9 protein-coding genes are annotated in these 6781 nt (G+C 69.0%); 7 read left to right on the forward strand and 2 right to left on the reverse strand.

Annotated elements, in window-relative coordinates; translation table 11 throughout:
• Positions 1 to 263: GNAT family N-acetyltransferase (locus tag LJE69_RS15210; protein WP_296926603.1), on the forward strand; the 263-nt coding region annotated here is incomplete at its 5' end.
• A gap of 170 nt (positions 264 to 433) precedes the next feature.
• Here the strand turns inward: LJE69_RS15210 and LJE69_RS15215 are convergent.
• On the reverse strand, positions 434 to 1255 hold the full coding sequence (locus LJE69_RS15215) for a pyruvate, water dikinase regulatory protein (protein WP_296926605.1): 822 nt from the start codon (positions 1253 to 1255) through the stop codon (positions 434 to 436).
• Positions 1256 to 1378: 123 nt separating this feature from the next.
• On the opposite strand from LJE69_RS15215, the gene LJE69_RS15220 reads away from it, so the two are divergent.
• Complete coding sequence (locus LJE69_RS15220) at positions 1379 to 1843, forward strand: hypothetical protein (protein ID WP_296926607.1); 465 nt, start codon at positions 1379 to 1381, stop codon at positions 1841 to 1843.
• A gap of 410 nt (positions 1844 to 2253) precedes the next feature.
• Here LJE69_RS15220 and LJE69_RS15225 read toward each other — a convergent pair whose 3' ends face one another.
• On the reverse strand, positions 2254 to 2499 hold the full coding sequence (locus tag LJE69_RS15225; protein ID WP_296926609.1) for a HypC/HybG/HupF family hydrogenase formation chaperone: 246 nt from the start codon (positions 2497 to 2499) through the stop codon (positions 2254 to 2256).
• A 155-nt stretch (positions 2500 to 2654) separates the two neighbouring features.
• Here LJE69_RS15225 and LJE69_RS15230 point away from each other — a divergent pair, with 155 nt between their 5' ends.
• The 5 genes from LJE69_RS15230 to LJE69_RS15250 form a co-directional block, all read left to right on the forward strand.
• Positions 2655 to 3161, forward strand: a complete 507-nt coding sequence (locus LJE69_RS15230) for a hydrogenase maturation protease (protein WP_296926611.1) — start codon at positions 2655 to 2657, stop codon at positions 3159 to 3161.
• A gap of 460 nt (positions 3162 to 3621) precedes the next feature.
• A complete protein-coding gene (locus LJE69_RS15235) occupies positions 3622 to 4071 on the forward strand; it encodes a hydrogenase expression/formation C-terminal domain-containing protein (RefSeq protein ID WP_296926613.1) in 450 nt (149 codons plus the stop codon).
• Positions 4072 to 4198: 127 nt separating this feature from the next.
• Positions 4199 to 5350: a hydrogenase small subunit gene (locus LJE69_RS15240; protein ID WP_296926615.1), complete on the forward strand. Its 1152-nt coding sequence runs from the start codon at positions 4199 to 4201 to the stop codon at positions 5348 to 5350.
• Positions 5347 to 6009 (forward strand): hypothetical protein, encoded by a 663-nt coding sequence (locus tag LJE69_RS15245; RefSeq protein WP_296926617.1) that lies wholly within the window; start codon positions 5347 to 5349, stop codon positions 6007 to 6009. Before LJE69_RS15240 ends, LJE69_RS15245 begins: the two co-directional genes overlap by 4 nt.
• A gap of 98 nt (positions 6010 to 6107) precedes the next feature.
• Positions 6108 to 6781, forward strand: a 674-nt coding sequence (locus tag LJE69_RS15250) for a (Fe-S)-binding protein (protein ID WP_296926620.1), incomplete at its 3' end; no start/stop codon positions are given.

Raw genomic sequence — 6781 nt, forward strand, 5'->3', positions numbered from 1 at the left:
CGATCCCGGTCGTGATCCTGGCCCGGCTGGCCGTCGCGACCGGCTACCAGGGCCGGGGCATCGGCGCCGCCATGCTGCGCGACGCCGTCCGCCGGACCCTGGCCATCGCCGAGCAGGCGGGCATCCGCGCCCTCCTGACCCCTCCCATCGACGACGCGGCGGCATGCTTCTACCAGCGCTTCGGCCTCACGCCGTCGCCGCTGCGCGAGCAGCAGTGGCTCCTGCTGTTGAAAGATGCTCGCCGCCTGCTTGCGGACCGCTAGTGCAACCCTGGACGCCTGGGCGTTGGAGGCGGCGCTTCCAGGGGGGCCGGCAGGATGCCGGCGCTCCCAGGGGGGCCGGCAGGATGCCGGCGCTCCCAGGGGGGCCGGCAGGATGCCGGCGCTCCCAGGGGGGGCGGTGGTCCTGCGGCGGGGTGCGGGCTGGCGGCGGGTCAGGCGGCGGTGCCGTTGGGCGACTTGACGGCGCGCAGGATGTGGGAGCTGATCTCCTCGATGGACTGGCTGGTGGTGTTGAGCACCGGGATGGTGTGGCGCTTGAACATGGTCTGCGCCTCGCGGATGTCGCGCAGGCAGCGCTCGGCGGAGGCGTAGGCGCTGCCGGGGCGGCGCTCCTCGCGAATGGCCTGGAGACGCTGCGGATCGATGGTGAGGCCGAACACGCGGGTGTGGGCGTCCACCAGCTCCGGCGGCAGGTCGCCACGCTCGAAGTCCTCTTCGGTGATGGGGTGGTTGGCGGCGCGGATGCCGTAGTGCATGGCGAGATACAGACAGGTGGGGGTCTTGCCGCTGCGCGATACGCCCACCAGCACGACGTCGGCGTAACGGAAGTTGTCCGGACGCACGCCGTCGTCGTTGGCCATGGCGAAGTTGATGGCGTCGATGCGCTTGGTGTAGCTGCTGGGCTTGGTGATGGCGTGGCTGCGGCCGGACTTGCGGCTCGGCGCGACGCCGAGCTCCACGCTGAGCGGCTCCACGAACTGCTCGAACAACTCCAGGTAAAAGCAGTTGCCCTGCTTGATGATGCCGCCGATGTCCTGGTCCAGCATGGTGGCGAAGACGATGGGCCGAACGCCGTCGCGTGCGTGGGCCTCCTGCATGCGCTGGCAGAGGGCGTGGGCGCGGGCCTCGGTGTTGATGTAGGGCATGTAGACCTGCTCGAAGTCGACGGTGTCGAACTGCGACAACAGGCTGTGGCCCATGGTCTCGGCGGTGATGCCGGTGCTCTCGGAGACGAAGTAGACGGTGCGTTTCATCGGTGCTGGGGTACTCGCTGCGGGGCTGTGCCGAGCCTGGTGATTCACATCAATGCAGGCCGGGACAAACCGGAACCATAGTAGCGGAACACGGTCATTCGCCGCACGACAGAGGCCCGGACCATGCCCACCATCAGCAACGACCAAGACCTCCGCAGCCTGCTCAACAAGCTGCCGGCGGAGCAGCAGCGCATCGTCGGCGCGCGCTTCGTGCAGAGCGTCATGCACCTGAGCCGCGACGAGCGCGTGAACCGCGCCATCGAGATCGCGTTGCGCGCGGACGTCAGCCCGGACGAGCTCGAGGACGCCTACCGCGCCGCCAAGGCCCACGCCACCAGGACCTACACCGAGTGCGGCAAGGACACCGACTGGCTGGCCCAGGCGGACCACTTCGTCGCCGCCGCCACGGCCGCGGCGCTGACTCCCGACAGCCTGCTGGCCGAAAAGGCCAACCGCGCCTGGAAGGCGGCCATGCAGGCGCGCATGGCCAACAACTGCGAGATGGTGGAGAGCGACGACGACACCCACGCCGACGAGGTGCAGCGCCAGTACGCCATTGCGGACGAGCTCCTGGCCGTCGCGGGCTAATGTAGCAAGCGCAGGCCGTGCCGCCTGCGCTGCGGGCCTTGATAACAACGCCGTCCAGCGCCGTCGCCCGGTGGGAGCGGCGTTCTCGGCGCGATTGGGCACCCGTCGCGCCGAGGACGGCGCTCCCACGGCGGCGGGCACCCGTCGCGCCGAGGACGGCGCTCCCACGGCGGCGGGTCAAGTTATGATCATGGGCGCCGCGCGGCGTGCGCGCCGGCAGCCGGCACCTGTGAGACGGGCCGGGTAAGGCCCTGGGTCGCCCTGGGTCGGTCGGGCTGAAGAACCACGCCTGACAAGGGGAGCAACCGTGCCCCCGTAAGCGCCGGATTGTCGGGCCTCCTGCGTCGGCCCGACCTACAAGATGCGACCATTGGCGGCTTGGAGCGGACACCTCCCCGCGGGCGCCGCCGTCAGCCGCCCTGGCCGAGGCCCTCCTGCGCCGCCAGCATCTCGTCGTAAATGGCCCAGGCCTCGGCGGCGCGCTCGGCGTCGATGCGCTCGATGGCATGGCCTAAGTGCACGACGACGTAGTCGCCCACGCTCACCTCGTCCGGCCCCAGCATCAACAGGGTGGCGTCGCGCTCGACGCCCTTGGCCTCACAGCGGGCGACGAGACCGTTGATGGCGGTGATGCGCATCGGGATGCCAAGGCACATGGCCGGCTCCTGCTTGAAACCAATTGCGGATCAGCCTAAGCCGCAGCACGCCCGACCGGCAAGCAGCAACGGCGGTTCCGCCTGTGTCCGGTCAATTGTCCGCGCAACCCGCTGATCAATAATCCGCGCTTCTGTCCCCCGTCGCGTTCCTGGCTATGCCCGACCATAACACTCAACCTTCACCAACCCAGCCCAGCACGCTGGTGCTTGGCCTCGGCAACGTGCTGCTCACCGACGAGGCCGTCGGCGCCGCGGTGCTCAAGGCCCTGGAGCCCGTAGCGGCGGCACGGCCCGACGTGGCGCTGATGGACGGTGGCACGCTCAGCTTTACCCTCGCCGGCCCCATCGGCGACGCCGACCGGCTGGTGGTGGTGGACGCCGCCCGCATGGGCCAGGCGCCCGGCACGGTGCGGGTGCTGGAGGGCGCCGCCATGGACGCGCAGCTCTCCCATCATGCCAACAACGTGCACGAGGTGAGCCTCGCGGACCTGTTCGACATGGCCAGGCTCACCGACAGCCTGCCGGCGCGGCGCGCGCTTATCGGCATCGAGCCCGAGCGCGTGGACTGGGGCAGTGAGTTGACCCCGGCCGTGGCGGCGGCGGTGTCGCGGGCGGTGGCGGAAATTGAGGCGCTGCTGGCGCGCTGGGCAGATGCCGACTGACGGCTTGTGACGCAAACCTGCCGCGGCTTCTCGTGCCACCGCGGCCGTGGCAGCTCTCGTGGGAACGGCACGCTTGGTGCCGCGATCGGCGGCAAGGCAGCACACCACGCTTCGGGCAAATGCCAAGCGGCAGGCAGTCGCGGCCGCGATCGCGCCACAAAAGGCAGTGGCGCTCCCACAGTACCGGCGCGCCTGGAGCAGCGGGTATGGCGGTCGGCCCGACGCAGGAGGCCCGACACGCGGGCAGCCAGATCGGGCGCCGTGTCGGGCGTCGTGCCTCAGCCCGACCTAGGGGGCATTCTCGACCGTGCTGGATCAACCGGGCATCCCACGTCGGTGCGTGTATCGTTACGGAGCTGTCATTGCGAAATCGCATCAGCCCCGCTCAAGACGTGCCGCAAGTCAATCAGCGCTCCATTAGCCACGCCTAAAATTATCAATCAGCGATTTGGGAGGCCCAATGACGTCCCTCGGCGACATTCCGATCAAGGTGGAAGGCGGCACATCCGCCACCGATTTCGGCAACGCGTTGCCGGTTCTGAGCGAGGTCCGCCACGCGCTGGCACGGCTCATCGAGACCGGCGAGCCGACGCAGATCGACCTCGGCGCCATGCCCTTCGGCCCCGGCGACGAGGAGCGGCTGATGGCCCTGCTCGGCAACGGCGAGGTCAACGCCACCATCGACGCCCTCGGCCCCACGCGCATCCGCGAGACCGCCTTCGGCGGCGTCTGGGTCGTCGAGTACCTGAACGCCGACGAGCAGCGCGTCGCCCTGCATCTCGAGATCGACGAGGTGCCACAGATGCTGCGCGCCCAGCGTGACGATTTCACCGACGCGCTCGCGGCCATCGACGCCCGGCTCGCCCCCGTTTCCAGCAACGAGCCGGCCGACGGCCAACGAACCGACTGACTTCGGCGCCGGGGGCGAGAGCCCCAGCGCCGGAGCCGCAACGCGCAGCCCCCATCATCGGTGTGCGGCCGCGCCAGCTTCGACACCTGGCAACGGTCAGTCCGCACCCACAGCAGCAGGAGGAACGATGGCCAGTTCCCACCACCAACCCACCGACGGACGCCCTGCCCCGCCACGGCAGCCGGATGCGCAGCCGAGCCTGGGCGAGATCCTGCGCCGCAACGGCGTCTCCCGACGCGGCTTCCTCAAGTTCTGCGCCGCAACCGCCAGCATGATGGCGCTGCCGCCGAGCATGGCGCCCGCCATCGCGAAGACACTGGAGACGGCGCGGCGGCCGTCGGTGATCTGGCTGTCCTTTCAGGAGTGCACCGGCTGCACCGAGTCGCTGACCCGCAGCTTCGCGCCGACGGTGGAGAACCTGATCCTCGACACCATCAGCCTCGACTACCACCACACCCTCCAGGCGGCCGCCGGCGAGGCCGCCGAGCAGGCCCGCGAGGCGGCGATGCAGGCCAACATGGGCGAATACCTGGTGGTGGTGGACGGCTCGCTGCCCGGTCCCGGCGCCAACCCCGGCTACTCGACCATTGCCGGCGTCAGCAATTACGACATGCTGATGGACACGGTAAAGGGCGCCGCCGCGGTGGTGGCAGTCGGCACCTGCGCCGCCTTCGGCGGTCTGCCCAAGGCCGATCCCAATCCGTCCGGCGCCGTCGCCGTACAGGACCTGGTCAAGGACAAGCCCGTCATCAACGTCTCCGGCTGCCCACCGGTGCCCATGGTCATCACCGGCGTGCTGGCGCAGTTCCTCACCTTCGGCAAGCTGCCGGAGCTGGACCAGTACAACCGCCCGCGCGCCTTCTTCGGCCAGGCCATCCACGACCGCTGCTACCGCCGGCCCTTCTACGACAAGGGCCTGTTCGCCGAGAGCTTCGACGACGAGGGCGCGAAAAAGGGCTGGTGCCTGTACCGGCTCGGCTGCAAGGGCCCCATGACCTACAACGCCTGCGCCACCATGAAATGGAACGGCGGCACGAGCTGGCCGGTGGAGGCCGGCGCGCCCTGCCTGGGCTGCTCGGAGCCGGACTTCTGGGACGCCGGCGGCTTCTACAAGGCGCTGTCGGTGCCGCCCGGCAAGCCCGGTGACACGCTGCTCGCCGCCGGTGCCGCCGGCGCCGCGGTGGGCCTCGCCGCCGGCGTCATGGGCCGGCGCAAGGTGAAGGCCGCCGCCAAGGCGCACCGAACCGTCACGGCCGATGAACTGGAGCAGAAGCTATGATCACCCCCATGGAGTTCCTGATGTGGACCAAGGGTCCACTGTTCCAGCTGGCGCTGACCATCTTCGCGCTCGGCCTCCTGGCCCGACTGGTGGAGATCTTCGTGCTCGGGCGCGCGCACAACTACGCGGTGCCGCGCGGCAGCGCGGTGGTGGGCGGCCTGCGCACCCTGTACAAGCGCTTCCACACCGACCCCGGCACCTTCAAGTCGGCGCCCTTCGACGTGGTGGTGGGCATCATCTGGCACACCGGCTTCATCATTGCGCTGCTCTTGTTCATCCCGCACGTGGAGCTGATCAAGTCCACCTTCGGCATCGCTTGGCCCGCGCTGCCCAATCCAGTCGTGGACGCCATCACGGCCATTACGCTGCTCGGGCTGCTGGCGGCGCTGGCGCACCGGCTGCTGCACCCGGTGAAGAAGTTCCTGTCCACCCCCGGGGACTACGTCATCTGGGCGGTGACCTTCCTGCCGCTGCTGACGGGGTACCTGGCCTATCACCGGGTCATCAATCCGTATCCGCTGGCGCTCGGGCTGCACATCCTGACCGTTGAGGTCTTTTTGATCGTGCTGCCCTTCACCAAGCTCACCCACATCTTCACCGTCTGGCTCGCGCGCTACTACAACGGCGCCACCTTCGGCCGCAAGGGGGTCCAGTCATGACAGAAGCCGTCCTAGCGCCCGGCGCGGACCTGGGCTCCGCAACGGCTCCCACCAGCAGCTTCTCGCTGCAGCGCGGCCTCCAGGCGCTGCGCGAGGAGATGGACGCGCCGGTGGCGTCGTTCTTTTCCAGTTGCGTGCACTGCGGGCTTTGCGCCACGGCCTGCCCATTCTTCGTCGAGACGGGCGACCCGAAATACACGCCCATCCATAAGCTGGAGCCCATGCGCATCCTCTGGGAGCGCGAGTTTACCGTGTGGGGCAAGCTCAAGGCGCGGCTGGGCCTGGGCCGGCAGGTCACCGACGACATGCTCGCCGAGTGGGAGCCGCTGCTGTACGACTCTTGCACCATGTGCGGGCGCTGCTCCATGGTCTGCCCCGTCGGCAACGACATCCAGTACATGATCCGCAAGGCGCGCGAGGGGCAGGTGGCCTCGGGCCATGCGCCGGAGGGGCTGATTGCGGCCTCGGTGCGGGCGGTGAAGACCGGCAGTCCCATGGGCCTCAAGTGGAAGACCCTGGACGTTCAGATCAAGCACGTGGAGACGTCCACCGGGTTGGAAGTGCCCATCGACAAGGAAGGCGCCGACTACCTGGTGCTGCTGTCGTCCATGGAGATCATCAACTTCCCGGAATACCTGGAGGCCATCACCAAGATCTTCGCCCACGCCGGCGTGAGCTGGACGCTGAGCGAGCAGTGCTTCGAGGCCACCAACGCCGGCATCCAGATCGGCTCCAAGGACATCGCCGCGACCCTGGTGCAGCGGGTGGTGGA

This window comes from Thiohalocapsa sp. (assembly GCF_022340605.1).
Taxonomy (GTDB): domain Bacteria; phylum Pseudomonadota; class Gammaproteobacteria; order Chromatiales; family Chromatiaceae; genus Thiohalocapsa.

Bases quoted from the DNA above. Each gene is read 5' to 3' on its own strand.
- LJE69_RS15220 (WP_296926607.1), top strand. From the start codon at position 1,379: ATGCCCACCATCAGCAACGACCAAGACCTCCGCAGCCTGCTCAACAAG.
- LJE69_RS15240 (WP_296926615.1), top strand. From the start codon at position 4,199: ATGGCCAGTTCCCACCACCAACCCACCGACGGACGCCCTGCCCCGCCA.
- LJE69_RS15225 (WP_296926609.1), bottom strand. From the start codon at position 2,499: ATGTGCCTTGGCATCCCGATGCGCATCACCGCCATCAACGGTCTCGTC.
- LJE69_RS15215 (WP_296926605.1), bottom strand. From the start codon at position 1,255: ATGAAACGCACCGTCTACTTCGTCTCCGAGAGCACCGGCATCACCGCC.
- LJE69_RS15230 (WP_296926611.1), top strand. From the start codon at position 2,655: ATGCCCGACCATAACACTCAACCTTCACCAACCCAGCCCAGCACGCTG.
- LJE69_RS15235 (WP_296926613.1), top strand. From the start codon at position 3,622: ATGACGTCCCTCGGCGACATTCCGATCAAGGTGGAAGGCGGCACATCC.
- LJE69_RS15245 (WP_296926617.1), top strand. From the start codon at position 5,347: ATGATCACCCCCATGGAGTTCCTGATGTGGACCAAGGGTCCACTGTTC.